A 13,312-nucleotide genomic window follows, 5' to 3' on the forward strand; every position below is an offset into this window, starting at 1 on the left:
GAGCGACAATCATGAACATACTGCTTACCGGGGCCAACGGCTACATCGGCCGCAGGCTCAAACACCGCCTTCTAAACGAGAACGGCGTCAACCTGCGCCTCTTTGTCAAATACGGCCAAACCCTCACCGCGCAGGAAAAGTGCGAAATCGTCGAAGGCAACACGTTTGACGTTGCGAGCCTGGACCGCGCCCTCGAGGAGATCGACGTTGCGTATTACCTGATCCATTCGATGGAATCGCCCGATTATCGGAGGCTCGATCGCGAAAGCGCCCTCAATTTCCGTGAAGCGTGCATCCGCGCCGGAGTCAAACGGATCATCTACCTCGGGGGTCTGGGCGAAAAAGAGAGTGCGAGCGAACACCTTCTCAGCCGTATCGAAACGGGCGAAATTCTCAGCGCCCGGGACGAAGCGGTCCAGACGCTGTGGTTCCGGGCGGGCGTCATCATCGGCTCGGGATCGGCAAGTTTCGAAATCATCCGCCATCTCGTCGAAAAACTTCCTTTCATGATTACCCCCAGATGGGTCGACACCCTCTGCCAGCCGACCGCCGAAAAAGACGTCATCGAATACCTCGCGCTGGCGGCATTTCTCGAACACGACGGCAACGTCACGATCGACATCGGCAGCGAAGTGATGAGCTATCGGCGGCTCCTGCTGGGGTACGCCGAAGCGGTGGGGCTTGAACGCTTTCTCATCCCCGTTCCGTTTTTCACTCCGAAACTCTCTTCGTACTGGCTCACCCTGGTCACCCCCGTCCCCTATTCCGTCGCCTCCGCCCTCATCGAAGGGCTCAAAAGCGAAGTGCTCGTCAAAAACGACAATGCCAAACGCCTCTTCCCCTCCATCAACCCGATCCCCTATGCCGACGCCGTCAAAGCGGCCGTCGAAGAGATCAAAAACACCCAGGTCCTCAGCCGCTGGTCGGATGCTTCGGGAGCCGCATGGGAAGTCGATCATTCCGCACTCGCCGATGCCCTCTTCGTCGACCGGCGCGTTTTGCCGCTGGAAGAGGTAAGCCCGCACCGCATGTCCGAAACTTTCTGCTCGATCGGCGGAGAAAACGGATGGTTCGGTTACGAGGTGCTATGGACGGTTCGGGGGCTGATCGACAAACTCGTCGGCGGTTACGGCCTCTCTCGCGGACGGCGGGACCCGAACACCCTGCGGATCGGGGACAGCGTCGATTTCTGGAAAGTGGTCGATCTAAAAACCGACGAACGCCTTCTACTCTACGCGCAGATGAAACTACCCGGGAAAGCATGGCTAGAATTTCGGATCAGCGAAGGCAACCTTTACCAGACGGCTTATTTTTACCCTCACGGGCTGGCAGGCCGACTTTACTGGTACGCGCTGGTTCCGTTTCACAACCTGGTGTTTCAAACGATGGCTGCGAATCTGCTGCGCAGGGCGAAAGAAGAAAAAAATTCGGATTGATAAAGAGTTTTTTCGGGAAGCCCATAAAATAGGCTAAATCAGTGGTACCAGTGGGCGGATTTATAAAATACCAACTACATGGACAATATTGAGTTTTTTATCAATTTCTATCCCTAAAAATATCCCTATTTGGCGCCACAATTTCATACAGGGACGTTGTGAGTCCGATGAAATTTGCCACAAAAATAGGTAAATATTATATCGTTAATTTAGTTCAGATGACCAACCAGTATGTTTTTACAATCAAAAAATAATTTTCATATTTCCGATATTCGGATATAATAACAAAAGAAATATCAAAAAGGATCAGAGTATGACAACAGCAGAAATTACAAATTTTTTTCATATTGCTGACAGTACGCTCAGTGATTGGGAATCCAATCCAAAACGTCAAAAACTCCTTGCTCTCCTCCGTACTATCAGCCTTGATGAAGCGGAAAAATATGTACAGCCTCAAAACGTACCACCAAAATTTAGTCCCAAAACCCGTTTTATCAAGCTGCGAAAAGAATGGTTTAGCATTGATCTGCTTTGGTCGCGCCAGAATCGATCACTCATAGAGATCAACACCCTAATCTCCATTTATCTCTCAACACCTAACCAAGAGGATACAGAAGCTTTGATCCGATTGTTTGGAATCGAACGTGTCATGGCGGTATTGATGAAGCTCAAAAAGACCATTCCATCCGAAGATTTCAAGGAGGCTCATGAACAAATTGAATTTGTGATGGATGCAGACGAGTATTTTGAAAAACACACTATTCCGGCTATGGAAGAGGTATTGCGGCATCCCAAAAAGCGCTACATTGCCTATTTATCGAAACGATACGGTGCCGATGAATTGCTGAAAATAGCTCAGGAGAAAAAGGTGCCGTTCAATTCCCTCTTTCAGATTAAAAAGATGGTAGGGATTAGCGCATGACCGAAGCGATTAAACAGATTCTACCCATCATTCAAAATCATGAAATTTGGCTTAATATTATCCAATATAATACTAATATGTAGAGAGATTTAGTAATTTTCATTTTAGAAGAAAACACTCAAAGGCACAGCATACCGTTCGCCTGCTTCGTCCCCAAACGGTAAAATATGCTCACCTGAGTATAAAACAATCCCCAGTATTTTTTGAGTTGATTTTGACTGAAAATCGGCGATATGTTTGAAATCCTCTTTTTTAACCGTATGAGAAGCTTTGACTTCTATCGCAATGGTTTTGTTCCCTTTTTCGAGAATAAAATCTATCTCTTTTTTGTCATTGGTTCGGTAATGGAAGAGTGATGGCTGCGAGATGCTGTAGCTTGTATGTTTGAGAAGTTCGCTGTACACAAAGGTTTCAAATATATTTCCTTTATGATTGGATTCGTGCAGCTCTTCTAGACCGGTTACTCCCAATAGATGGCAAAACACTCCGCTATCGGTCATATACAGTTTAGGCGATTTGATAAACCGCTTGGATACATTCGAGCTGTAGGCTTTCAGCAGCGATATCTGATAAATCATCTCCAGCATGGAAAGATAGTTGTTGATGGTCGGCTCGGTCAGTGCCGCATCGCTTGCGATATCGGATTTGTTCAAAAGACCACAGCTTCTTGGTGCGATGATGTTAAAAAATTTGATAAAGGCACTGATGTCCCTCAGTTCGCCAACATCACGAATATCTCTTTCCACGTAGGTGCTGATATAGGAGTTGAACCACAGCGCTCTTCCTCTTACCGATTCTATTTTTTGAATTTCCGGATATCCGCCGCTGAGGATTGCTTTTAGGAGAGCATCATAGGAGATCCCGGTCGCTTGTATGCCACTGATCCCATGCGCGAACAAAGCATCAATGATATTTTCTTCGTGTTTGCCATTGATCTCTTTTTGGGACAACGGCCACATAACGATTTCAATGATTCTTCCGGCCAAAGTGTCTTTGGCTTTTTTCATATCCAATACATTGGCCGACCCAGTCAGAAGAAACGTACCGTTTATGCGCTTTTTATCGATATCGATTTTAATGCCTTCGAGTATTTCCGGTACCTTTTGAATCTCATCGAGTGTAACTGGCTTGGGCAAAGATACGACATATCCTATTGCGTCATTCAATGCCGCTTCCCGTTCGCTCAAATCATCAAATACACGATATTCGCGATCCTGCCCCAAACACAATGTGGATTTACCGACCTGACGTGCACCACTGAGCAATACTGCTGGCGATATGGCTAATGCTTCATATAAAATCGATATTGCTGTACGCGTAAACATTTATATATCCATATTGTAAATTACAAAAGTATACTATTATAATTTAAAGATGTAAAGAATTGGTTTAGAAACATGTGATGCAATGTCCGCACAAGTAAAAGTCAAAGGAACCTACAGCCGGGCCGAATATTTAAAGGAACACCACGGTCTCGTTCAGTGGTGGGGGAATTTTTTTAAAAAATCACCACTCCTTACAGATTAAATATAGTTATATAAGTTATTAATTTAACATAAATAATGCTCAGTTATCGAACTTCTGAAGTGCTTCATCTCCCACGAAACAGCCTGAAGCGATTCCTCATACGAATACCCTGCCCTCTGGTATTCGCGTACCCGCCGTTGAGCTGCCGTCCATCGAAAGCCGTGGGAACCGTGACATTCAATCTTTAATTTTGTACAGGTATTGCGAATATCATCGGCATAGCTTTTGTAGCTAATTTTGAATTTTCCTTCTTTCTCAATAATCTCTTCGATTTGTCGGTAGGTGTCGGTATCGACATATACATCACCAATTTTTCCGCCTTTTTCCTTTGTTTCTATCACGCCGACTTCTTTGTGAGTGATCGGATCAACTTTGTATCCATGCATCTGTTCAGCCCTAATCATAGATGCACCTTCAAATCGTGTTATTCCAAATAGCTGCATTAATGCACAGAGGCGATGTTTTGGATCTGAAAGAGAATCAATCAATTTTTTTGGATCTTTATATACCCTACTGTGGTATCCGTCATAGACCCGATCGAGATTTCGGGCCAGATTGAGTTGAATCTGCCTGACCTTGAAATCGTAATGTCTGGCTTCGCCGTATTTTTGCAGAGTATAGCGTTTCAATGCTATTTCAAGTTTTCCGAGAGAGGCTGATAGCTTTTGAAGATATGATTTTGATGGGTAATATTCGATTTTGTAAAGCATATAAACTTCAATATATTCGCCAGTGATTTGCTCAAAATCCTTGATCTGACACTGCTCTTTTAAATAGTGCCCAAAATTTTTCCAGACTGACCGATAAGTTTCCATCGCTTTATAGCTGGCCACGCATTGGTAATGGGGATGACTCGGGTCGACCCGTTCTTCTTTTTTGGCTCCTTCGACAAATATCACTTTGACCAATTCGGCAGTCTGCCAATCAATTGAACCTCTCATACTTTTTTCTCTTGTTGAATTTGTTTATTCCCATCTATCATATGGGTATGGTGTTGAGTCAATATATCTTTTCATGACCAGGAAAAGCGGAAACTGGTTTGATTGATTTTTGCGGTTCGTTATCACACAAGACAGATCAATTCAACTGAACATGTACGACACTTTCAACAGGGAAAGATTTTTGATTTACAACAAGATGAAAAAAAAGAAGATGGAAAAATTATATAGGGAATTCTGTAAAGTGCAACGTGAATATGTTTTCAAAAAGGGAGACATCGTCTCCCTTTTCACCGTTTCCTTCGAGGTTCCTTGTTGATGAGACATCCCCAGAAATACGAGATTTGATGGATAAACTTTACATTGATGATTTGACCAAAAGTTTCCTGCAAAAATTCCAAAAACTTTACACGTCGCTTTACAGGATTCATCAATTTTCTTCTCCTGTCTGAATGAATTTCAGACAGGCATGGCGCAGAGTTAAAACCTCCACGCATCACTTTTGCCGTTGCTTCAGCGATTACATGTGCTTGTATGTGCGGAATGACATCCTCAAGACATGTCGCGTTCAGCGATTGTTTCAAACGTCTGTTTACCGTCCACCTTATCCAAGGTAACGGTTGCCGGTAATAGATCATTCTTGCCGTTTCATAATATAGTATTTTCTGCTCTACTGATTGCACGAACTCTGCAAGAAAAAGCTTCATCTCCTCCGAGAGGCCTAGATCGTAATTTCGGATGATAGCCGTTTCATACCCTTTGATCACGTATTGAACGCGTTCATCATATCCCAAAGTTTTATCGTATCGCTTGGCCATCATGTTCTCCGAAATCACATTTATTCAAAATTTTTGTAATTTTGTTGTATATGATCATCGCTTCAGCCTTATTGTATTTGACAGATAAAGCATCAAAGCCATCGCCATCATCATAAAAAGTCGTCTCGATTTGCACTCCAATTTTTGGAATGTTTTCCTCGATGACAAGTGAAAAGACACAACCTAACAATGTGTATCTACTCTCCTTGTGATATCCGTTTCGTATGAATGCATTGAACATTTCTGAAAACGTAACCGCCTGCCCCCATGAACATGCCACCATTACTGAACCTAACGACAACGACTCGATCGTATATCTTTTTGCCAGTTTATTTGGCTCTGAAATAGCAAGAATCACGCATGACAATGGACCATAAATAGGCATTTCAAAATATGTCTTATTCAACATTTTCAGCCCCTTTCAAAGAATGGTAAAACTTCCCGATTTCCGTATGCGATACAGAAAACCGATGGTATGTGAGAAGATAATTCGATACGTTTCGCAGTGAATAACCTTCATTCTCGATCAAATTCAAAATGATTCCCTGCATATTCAGGAGCTTTTCGCGTTTTTTACTCAGTCGCGGCTTTCTCAACTGCTTGGCGCGTGTTTGCGAAATTTTCCGCATAAACCCGAAATTTTTGGATCTGTTTTTGCGGTTTATCGAGACAGACTGTTGAACTATCTCTTTGATTGCCAAATAGAAAGCAATCACATCAAGGAGCACAATATCCTGCGAAGTCTCGACATTTTTAAGACGGTAAAAATGATTTTTTTTGAGCTTGAAAACATCAAGTATGATTTGATCATTTTGATGGGCAAGCCAACGTATGCTTTTTTGGCGATCTTTATAGCTAATAACCGTTTTTGTATTTATGCTATGGGTAAGTTCATTCAAATCCATAATGTTTCCTCTAAAGGTGGTACCGACAGACCGACAAAGCTTCCAAAGTCCCTCAGCACTGTTGTTTTGATGTCGGTTCCGATACAGATTATTAGCCGACATTCGACCGACACAGTCGGTTTTTGTCGGCAAGCCTATTGTTAATGACCGACGGCCTGTATAAGCCTCATTAACGATATTCCGAGTGATTTTGTCGGTGTCGGTTCAGGATTTAGAATAAAATCCTTCTGAATCGCAATTGGCCCAATTTTGATGTATCAAACCGTCCAAAACGGATTTGATTTCATCTTTTCTGTGTGGGCTTAATCGTCGGATGATGTCTCGCAAACTACTTTTTTGATGACGCTGCAATTGGTTTTTAACCCGATCTTCCAGACTCAAACGGCCATTTTTGGAATGAGCGTATGCCAGTATTTCTTGAAAATGATGTTCATCCAGATAATCCAGGATTTTGATAGCACTGTTCATTGTTACTGCGTTAATTTCAAAACAGTCGGGTGTATTGTTCTCAACATTTGTGCACAAATGCAGCAAAGCAGCGATTCGTTGACTGATAGTAAGCAGCCGAACTTCGAAGCCAGCCGTATCGTCCTGTACATAATATTTGTGTCGGTAACGCTTGTTGATATCCGTATGGTAATTCATATATATCTCGCAAGCTTCGTTTCCAAGATAGAAAACCTTTTCTTCTGCAAACTCGTGAAATTTTCTTGCAAAGCTTTCTATAGATGCCGTTTGCTCGCGTTTAAGCTCTTGGCGTAAAGGAATCGGTTTGTGCTTACCGAAAATCACCAAAAAACGATTGAGTAATCCATCAGCAATCATTTCACGCATATCTGATGGTGTCAGATTGCTCGATCCGATTGTCGATGCGGCGAATAATCCCATCCCCTGAACGACAATGTGCTTGGAACGCTTTGTATCCTTCAATTTTCTAGTGACCATTGTCCCTGAATCAAAAATCTGCATCAAAGCCCGTATCAGATTTGCTTTGACGGTATCGTTCTTGCTGGATCGGTAAAGTTTTCCGAATTCATCCAAAACGACATGTAATGCACTTTTGTTATCAAGTGAATTTTCCAGTCCTTCTGCACTGGCAGCATCAAGAAAAACATCCTGATATGTCTTTATTTCATCTCCACCTGATTCGTCAATTTTGCTCAACTCCCGATCAAGCCAGTTGAGAAAATATTTTCTTACGATCATCGCTGCCGATGTTTTACCAACGCCTGAGGGTGCGAACAGAGCCATAAACAAAATTATGCTCCGTCCCTCATTCTCTTTTGATTGTGCCACTTTGGCCCCACTGCACAATGCAGGCAGAGCACATAGGACACTCAAAGCGATGCTGTCTATATGGGCATGAACAATTTCATTTAACGCCTTCACAATTTCATAGAGTAAAGAAGGCAACACCTCTTTCCAAAAAGAATCAGGGTATAATTCGGATGTATTTCCAATATTGCAATTTTCTGAAGAGATAGTTGCCGCTTTCTCTTCAGTCTCTTTCATCTTATTCATGCCATTCACCTGCTATGAATCGGTTGATTTCAGATTCATGCCACACACGAACACTTTGAGACAGTTTCATCCCCTGCGGGAAACGCCCCTGTTTTATCCACAACCAGATTGTTGAACGCCCTAAGGCAACTTTGTTTTGTACTTCGCGAAACCGTAATAACCGTTCTTGGGTCATTTTTTCTCCTTTGTTTTTTGGGAAATCAATTGGGTATGAAATGCACAAACTATCTCATTGTGTCCTCCTCATGGGAATTGATTTTTTTCTTTATCTGACGGTCCAAAAAACGTTTGATTTCTGATGGATATGCTTTGACATTGTTTTCGTGTAAAGCTTCAGACAATTGTGCATAAGAATACCCCTGCTTGCGCAACTCAATCATTGAGTCGAAAAATGGCAACAGTTTTGAAGAATTTTTTCTTGGAGCATGTTGATCTCCATATTCTTTAAGTGACTTTTTCATACGATTTTCATCCCTTCTTTGTTGATTATTTATTGTCATTTTTCCAGATGAAATAAATTTGTCATAATTTGCTTCGATGAATTTCATCGAAGCAAAAAGCCATTTTTTAGGGCTTTATATAAAGTTACAGTCATATAAAAACAAATTTTTAAGCTATTTTTAATATTTACAAAAGGTGCAAAATACTAATGACAGACAATTTTTTTGAAGAAATTAAACGTTTGGATGAGCAGATTGAACTTTGTCATGCAGATTATGAATTCAAAAGAAAAGACATTTTAAATCGAATTCAACAAGATTTGGAAAAACTTGAAAATGATTATGAACAATGTATTGATAATTACGAAAATAAAAAGAAAAATATCTATGATAATTTAGAACGAAACTATAATAGCTCCGAACAAAACGAAGTTTATGTCGCTTTAAATCATCTAAACGATATTGATTCTTCCATATTTATGAATATAACTACTTCATTACAAGCTTCAGAAATAATCTATAAAGAACCTGATCAAGAAACGTTAATCAAAGGAGCATTGTATTTTGAAAAATTTATGAAATTTGAGATGCATGTCCTTACTTCCAAAAAAGAAAAAGATTTGGATCTGTCAGCGCAAATCTATATGTATGAACAATATTTTCCATACTACAATCTTATGAAAGATTTTTTTGGAGATTACTCTAGAATTGCCCCCAGTTATGTTATTCCCCCATATTTCGATGATTGTTATTCATCAATGTCTACCAAAGCATATTATTTGTCTGAATTTGATAAAAGTCAGTTGCAACAATTGAAAGAATACATTTCAAATTCACTTAAAAGATCTCTTTATATTCTTGAAAAATCTCAAGATCTTCCGATAAGAACGAAAGAACTTGGTCCCATTGCATATTTTTGTGACATACAGGATGAAGAAGTCAAAACTGAAAGAAAAAAAAATATTGAGAAACGTGTATTATCTTTCCAAAGTAAATTGCAAAATTTCAAGCTAGATTTAAATGATAAAAATATGGAAAATTTTGTTATTGACATACTCCCGCGTCTATCTAATTCGAATAGAGAGCTTGTCTTGATTGAAGGGTCAATTTCAGAAGATGAAAAAGATGCATATTTTCCTCAATTATCAATAATTTTTGGTGTGAGACTTTTAAAAGAATTACTTCAAGATCTCAATAAATCTGTTTTCGGAAGCCCAACAAAAGGTGGATGGCAATCCAAAATTAGAAATAATTTTCATCGAGACAAGACTTCATTTAAAAGAGTGCACAAAAATTTTTATAATAAAAATGTAAATTTTGGAAGATTAGATAAATTTGAATACTCACTGGATCTTTTTTTAAATGGAAATATTTTTAACTTTGGTCTGAATTTTTCAAAAATCTTAAATTTATCTGAAGATTAGAATGTTGTATCTGTACAATGAATTTTTTTGAAATCCCATCAAGCCCAATAACTTTTGAAAATTCCTTTTTAAACCCCTTGTTTTGAATTCAAATCCGTTATACAATTTCTTCAGTCGCGACCGAGAGCGCTCTCTTGAGTTTTCGGTGAAACAGGATTCGGGGTAGCTTCCGGATCCGCTTTCTTACATCTATAGGTGCCTACAATCCCGAACGGGCACTTTCATCCATTGTTCGACTTGATTTTAAAAAAGGCCCAATCAGAGGAGGACCTTTTGTTGTCCGAATTCCTGTGTATTACGGGAATTTTTCTAATTTTATGTCGCCCTACCATTTGTGCGACGATGGCAAACCCAAGGAGCAAGATATGAGACAGGTGTTGTACACCATTGCCTTTCGCAACGACGAAGGGATATTTAAGAAACAGGAGAGGTGAGATGGAAACATTCTTGAATTTCGCTGACCCGTTCACGTGGCTGTTTTTACTGACCGTGACGATCGGGACCGGAATGATCATCTTCGGCAATGCCGGGTGGTTTTTGCTTGGAATTTTCATCCTTTTCATGAACGCTCTGATCCTGCATGACAGCTATCAGCAGCAAAGCGATATCCGCTATGTTTACGAGAGCTTTAAGCAGGGGAAAAGGATTGAATGCGGAGTGTGGAGGGGACAACAGATTATCGCCGATCCCGCACAGGGGTGGACGCTGAGTGGCGGAAGGTTCATCAGCAAAGATACTGTCCTGACCGATCCGGGGCTCTGCAGCGTCATGGAAGAAAAATCACCGCAGGTATCACCTGTCGGGCCGGTGATCTTTTTCTTTGTGATCCTATGTATCTCACTTCTGGCACGCCTGGGAATGAGAAAACAGGAAGGTAGGGCTATTTGGTCGGGAGAGAGAATTAAGAAGGATTCTGAAAACAACATGGAGGTGAAGGATGAACATCCTTGAATGGTTCACAGTGCAGTCCAAAGGAGGTAACCCATGCAGCCCAACGTCATCTATTTAAGCGACGCGTCGTTCGATCCCGAAACCGGCTGTGCCGGCATCGGCATCAAAAACCTCTCCAGCGGCCAAACCCATTCCCTCTCCCTTTGTGCGGAGGGGGTCAACGAGGCCGAAGAGATGGCCCTCATCTGCGCGATCGAGCATGCGCTATTGCACGATCACCGCAACAGTGTCTTTGTCTATGACAACATCAACATCGATACCGAAGCGCTCAAAGGATTTTATGCGCCGATGTTCGAGAAGCTGCAGTTCATGTGGTTCAAGCGCGAATACCTGGGAACGGTGGACCGTCTGGCATCGCAGGCCCGACCTAAAAAAGAGAAGTTGCCCCATCTTGCACTGCTTGAAACTCATCTTGGCTCCTTGAGCGAGCCGATGCTGGTTACGATGTTCATGCCCCTCACCCGGGGCGAAACCTACGGGTTTCTCTGCTCCATCAGCCAGGCGGCCCCTTTTTACAAAGAGCTGCCCAAAGGGATGAACAACGCCAACAAGCTGGTCCTTTCGCTGCTCAGACAATTGGGGCCAAAGGCGCTGAGAGAAAAACTCAATGAGCGCTTCAGAAACGCTAATGCGCTTAAACGTGTTGCACTGGAGAACTTTCTGAGACAAGTTCTGTTCGATGAGAGCTGGATAGAGGATGCAAGAAACGAATGCCGCGCGCTGGTGTGCGCGTAGAAGGAGAAAGAAATGGAATTTAACAGTTATTTCAACCCCGCGGTCTTGCTGCTGGGAACCATGGTATGGATCGGTCTGTTCGGTCTGTACGGAAGCTATCTGGAAAAAAAAGAGCTCAAAGATCAAAGTTCTGGACAAGATGAGCAGGAGAGTCATAACAAATGACGACCCTTTATCGAAACGTCAACGCCAAAGAGCGCCGATACACCATCGAGTGTATCCCCTCATTGTTCGGGGAGTGGATCGTGATCCGTACCTTTGGATCCTCTTCAAAACCTTCCCCAATGGGAGTTATAAAAACCTATCACACAGATGAGAAAGAGGCACAGATGCAGCTGGAGATCCTGCTGCGCCTAAAAACAAACAAGGGGTATCGCCTCCTGAAGCAACAGTGATACAAAGGAAACAACATGTTTTTATTGAAAATCATCGCGGCACTGGCCGCACTTTTTGGACTTTATGTGCTGACGCAACGCTTTAACGATTTCACCGAAAGGGAGGCCAACTACCGCTTTTTTACCGGTGCAAGCTTCGGATGGTATGCCGCGTCCTACATCGCCATGTATGCGGGATACCGGATGATCCAGACCAACTGGCACGGCGATCCGATCAACGGGAGTATCGTGCTTGGAGTCGGAATCATCATCTATGCGGTTCAAATATACACGAACTTCAAACGGACCCGGTTTCTGGTGGCTTTGGCTGGGAGCCTAATGCAGACCCTGCTGTATGTTCCCCTCACCGTATTGGGGCTTATTGCGCTGTTTATAGCCATTGCCGCAGCGTCGCAGATTAAACCGGTCTTCAATCTCAACAGCAAAGATTAGGAGATGAGCCATGAATGAAAAGTTGCAGATGCAGAAACCATCCAAAGAGACGAATACACAAGGATTCCCCTATACTCATGAGCAATGGCGGTTCCTACTTCCCGAAGCGGCACTCAAAGAGCTGCACCAGGCATTCGGTGATAACAGTGAAACGACCTATCGCATCAAACGCGCAATAGAGCTCTCCATCGAGCATCTGATGGAAGAGCTTGCCGATGATGCGGAGTGTGCGCGCATCATCGAGGAGAGGACACGAGACGGTGCTAAATCCAAACCATTCGACTTTCAATCGTATGCCGAAAAACGGAATCGAACCTCCCAGCATAATGAAGGAGATGATCATGGAAACGTATGAGCTCTATCTTCAGATCGGACTGTTTGGGCTGATGTACCTGATTGGGCTGTATCTGCTTACGGACCTCAAAAGAGCATATCCGGTTGTTATATATACGCTCGCCTATTTTTCCTGGAGTTACGCGGGGTATCTGATCAACGGGAAAAAAGGGGTCGTGATCGCCGCGGAGGCAGTAGTGATCCTGGCACTTTTTTATCTGCGCCATATTATGAACAAGCGAGTCGACGCGGCGCTAAAACGAGCCGAGGAAAAAGAACGTGCAGATCAGGACACTCAGTCAGATAATGGAGACAAAAAGACCAAAAAGAAAATCGCCTGAAAAACGACTGAATAATCTTTAGAGTGCGAAAAACAGTTGTTTTTCGTACATTGTCTCCAAATCTTCCAAATCGCTCTGTCAAATAGCAATAAAATACACGAAAAACACTGTCGGAATGATACAATATACGAATACTGAAATTTGAGGTTTTCCGACATGCTGATAGGATACATGCGCGTTTCGACTGACGGTGA

At 42.5% G+C, this 13,312-nt stretch carries 18 protein-coding genes; 10 read left to right on the forward strand and 8 right to left on the reverse strand.

Annotation, left to right across the window (positions count from 1 at the left end):
- Positions 1-11 precede the first annotated feature (11 nt).
- Together E0765_RS08515 and E0765_RS08520 are read left to right on the forward strand one after the other, a co-directional pair.
- Positions 12-1,436, forward strand: coding sequence for an SDR family oxidoreductase (locus tag E0765_RS08515; RefSeq protein ID WP_132812793.1), 1,425 nt, complete (start codon positions 12-14; stop codon positions 1,434-1,436).
- Positions 1,437-1,749: 313 nt separating this feature from the next.
- Positions 1,750-2,358, forward strand: coding sequence for a hypothetical protein (locus E0765_RS08520; RefSeq protein WP_132812794.1), 609 nt, complete (start codon positions 1,750-1,752; stop codon positions 2,356-2,358).
- 104 nt (positions 2,359-2,462) lie between these two features.
- Here E0765_RS08520 and E0765_RS08525 read toward each other — a convergent pair whose 3' ends face one another.
- The 8 genes from E0765_RS08525 to E0765_RS08560 form a co-directional block, all read right to left on the reverse strand.
- Complete coding sequence (locus E0765_RS08525) at positions 2,463-3,683, reverse strand: ATP-binding protein (protein ID WP_132812795.1); 1,221 nt, start codon at positions 3,681-3,683, stop codon at positions 2,463-2,465.
- A 225-nt stretch (positions 3,684-3,908) separates the two neighbouring features.
- The gene (locus E0765_RS08530; RefSeq protein ID WP_132812796.1) at positions 3,909-4,826 is read right to left on the reverse strand and encodes a hypothetical protein; all 918 of its coding nucleotides are present in this window, start codon (positions 4,824-4,826) and stop codon (positions 3,909-3,911) included.
- 287 nt (positions 4,827-5,113) lie between these two features.
- A complete protein-coding gene (locus tag E0765_RS08535) occupies positions 5,114-5,641 on the reverse strand; it encodes a hypothetical protein (protein WP_132812797.1) in 528 nt (175 codons plus the stop codon).
- On the reverse strand, positions 5,622-6,050 hold the full coding sequence (locus E0765_RS08540) for a hypothetical protein (RefSeq protein ID WP_132812798.1): 429 nt from the start codon (positions 6,048-6,050) through the stop codon (positions 5,622-5,624). The genes E0765_RS08535 and E0765_RS08540 overlap by 20 nt, the downstream gene beginning before the upstream one ends.
- Positions 6,040-6,546, reverse strand: coding sequence for a hypothetical protein (locus tag E0765_RS08545; protein WP_132812799.1), 507 nt, complete (start codon positions 6,544-6,546; stop codon positions 6,040-6,042). The genes E0765_RS08540 and E0765_RS08545 overlap by 11 nt, the downstream gene beginning before the upstream one ends.
- A gap of 204 nt (positions 6,547-6,750) precedes the next feature.
- The gene (locus E0765_RS08550; protein ID WP_132812800.1) at positions 6,751-8,067 is read right to left on the reverse strand and encodes a DUF3987 domain-containing protein; all 1,317 of its coding nucleotides are present in this window, start codon (positions 8,065-8,067) and stop codon (positions 6,751-6,753) included.
- Positions 8,060-8,242: an AlpA family transcriptional regulator gene (locus E0765_RS08555; RefSeq protein ID WP_132812801.1), complete on the reverse strand. Its 183-nt coding sequence runs from the start codon at positions 8,240-8,242 to the stop codon at positions 8,060-8,062. The genes E0765_RS08550 and E0765_RS08555 overlap by 8 nt, the downstream gene beginning before the upstream one ends.
- 49 nt (positions 8,243-8,291) lie before the next feature.
- Entirely contained in the window at positions 8,292-8,615 is a 324-nt protein-coding gene (locus tag E0765_RS08560; RefSeq protein WP_132812802.1) for a hypothetical protein, read from the reverse strand.
- Positions 8,616-8,716: 101 nt separating this feature from the next.
- Between E0765_RS08560 and E0765_RS08565 the strand changes: the two genes are divergently transcribed.
- From E0765_RS08565 to E0765_RS08595, 8 genes are all read left to right on the forward strand, one after another.
- Entirely contained in the window at positions 8,717-9,931 is a 1,215-nt protein-coding gene (locus E0765_RS08565) for a hypothetical protein (protein WP_132812803.1), read from the forward strand.
- Between the two features lie 435 nt (positions 9,932-10,366).
- Positions 10,367-10,882: a hypothetical protein gene (locus tag E0765_RS08570; protein ID WP_132812804.1), complete on the forward strand. Its 516-nt coding sequence runs from the start codon at positions 10,367-10,369 to the stop codon at positions 10,880-10,882.
- A 33-nt stretch (positions 10,883-10,915) separates the two neighbouring features.
- The gene (locus tag E0765_RS08575; protein ID WP_132812805.1) at positions 10,916-11,617 is read left to right on the forward strand and encodes a hypothetical protein; all 702 of its coding nucleotides are present in this window, start codon (positions 10,916-10,918) and stop codon (positions 11,615-11,617) included.
- A 12-nt stretch (positions 11,618-11,629) separates the two neighbouring features.
- A complete protein-coding gene (locus E0765_RS12545) occupies positions 11,630-11,782 on the forward strand; it encodes a hypothetical protein (protein WP_165921727.1) in 153 nt (50 codons plus the stop codon).
- Complete coding sequence (locus E0765_RS08580) at positions 11,779-12,012, forward strand: WGR domain-containing protein (protein WP_132812806.1); 234 nt, start codon at positions 11,779-11,781, stop codon at positions 12,010-12,012. The genes E0765_RS12545 and E0765_RS08580 overlap by 4 nt, the downstream gene beginning before the upstream one ends.
- A 15-nt stretch (positions 12,013-12,027) precedes the next feature.
- Positions 12,028-12,444 carry a hypothetical protein gene (locus E0765_RS08585; protein ID WP_132812807.1) on the forward strand — a complete coding sequence of 139 codons (417 nt, stop codon included), beginning with the start codon at positions 12,028-12,030 and terminating at the stop codon, positions 12,442-12,444.
- 10 nt (positions 12,445-12,454) lie between these two features.
- Positions 12,455-12,799 (forward strand): hypothetical protein, encoded by a 345-nt coding sequence (locus tag E0765_RS08590; RefSeq protein ID WP_132812808.1) that lies wholly within the window; start codon positions 12,455-12,457, stop codon positions 12,797-12,799.
- Complete coding sequence (locus E0765_RS08595) at positions 12,786-13,118, forward strand: hypothetical protein (protein ID WP_132812809.1); 333 nt, start codon at positions 12,786-12,788, stop codon at positions 13,116-13,118. Before E0765_RS08590 ends, E0765_RS08595 begins: the two co-directional genes overlap by 14 nt.
- Positions 13,119-13,312: the final 194 nt, after the last annotated feature.

Origin of the sequence: Sulfuricurvum sp. IAE1 (assembly GCF_004347735.1) — a bacterium.
Lineage (GTDB): Bacteria > Campylobacterota > Campylobacteria > Campylobacterales > Sulfurimonadaceae > Sulfuricurvum.

Coding starts and splice junctions, on each gene's coding strand:
- E0765_RS08515 (WP_132812793.1), top strand. CDS start 12: ATGAACATACTGCTTACCGGGGCCAACGGCTACATCGGCCGCAGGCTC.
- E0765_RS08520 (WP_132812794.1), top strand. CDS start 1,750: ATGACAACAGCAGAAATTACAAATTTTTTTCATATTGCTGACAGTACG.
- E0765_RS08525 (WP_132812795.1), bottom strand. CDS start 3,683: ATGTTTACGCGTACAGCAATATCGATTTTATATGAAGCATTAGCCATA.
- E0765_RS08530 (WP_132812796.1), bottom strand. CDS start 4,826: ATGAGAGGTTCAATTGATTGGCAGACTGCCGAATTGGTCAAAGTGATA.
- E0765_RS08535 (WP_132812797.1), bottom strand. CDS start 5,641: ATGGCCAAGCGATACGATAAAACTTTGGGATATGATGAACGCGTTCAA.
- E0765_RS08540 (WP_132812798.1), bottom strand. CDS start 6,050: ATGTTGAATAAGACATATTTTGAAATGCCTATTTATGGTCCATTGTCA.
- E0765_RS08545 (WP_132812799.1), bottom strand. CDS start 6,546: ATGGATTTGAATGAACTTACCCATAGCATAAATACAAAAACGGTTATT.
- E0765_RS08550 (WP_132812800.1), bottom strand. CDS start 8,067: ATGAATAAGATGAAAGAGACTGAAGAGAAAGCGGCAACTATCTCTTCA.
- E0765_RS08555 (WP_132812801.1), bottom strand. CDS start 8,242: ATGACCCAAGAACGGTTATTACGGTTTCGCGAAGTACAAAACAAAGTT.
- E0765_RS08560 (WP_132812802.1), bottom strand. CDS start 8,615: ATGAAATTCATCGAAGCAAATTATGACAAATTTATTTCATCTGGAAAA.
- E0765_RS08565 (WP_132812803.1), top strand. CDS start 8,717: ATGACAGACAATTTTTTTGAAGAAATTAAACGTTTGGATGAGCAGATT.
- E0765_RS08570 (WP_132812804.1), top strand. CDS start 10,367: ATGGAAACATTCTTGAATTTCGCTGACCCGTTCACGTGGCTGTTTTTA.
- E0765_RS08575 (WP_132812805.1), top strand. CDS start 10,916: ATGCAGCCCAACGTCATCTATTTAAGCGACGCGTCGTTCGATCCCGAA.
- E0765_RS12545 (WP_165921727.1), top strand. CDS start 11,630: ATGGAATTTAACAGTTATTTCAACCCCGCGGTCTTGCTGCTGGGAACC.
- E0765_RS08580 (WP_132812806.1), top strand. CDS start 11,779: ATGACGACCCTTTATCGAAACGTCAACGCCAAAGAGCGCCGATACACC.
- E0765_RS08585 (WP_132812807.1), top strand. CDS start 12,028: ATGTTTTTATTGAAAATCATCGCGGCACTGGCCGCACTTTTTGGACTT.
- E0765_RS08590 (WP_132812808.1), top strand. CDS start 12,455: ATGAATGAAAAGTTGCAGATGCAGAAACCATCCAAAGAGACGAATACA.
- E0765_RS08595 (WP_132812809.1), top strand. CDS start 12,786: ATGGAAACGTATGAGCTCTATCTTCAGATCGGACTGTTTGGGCTGATG.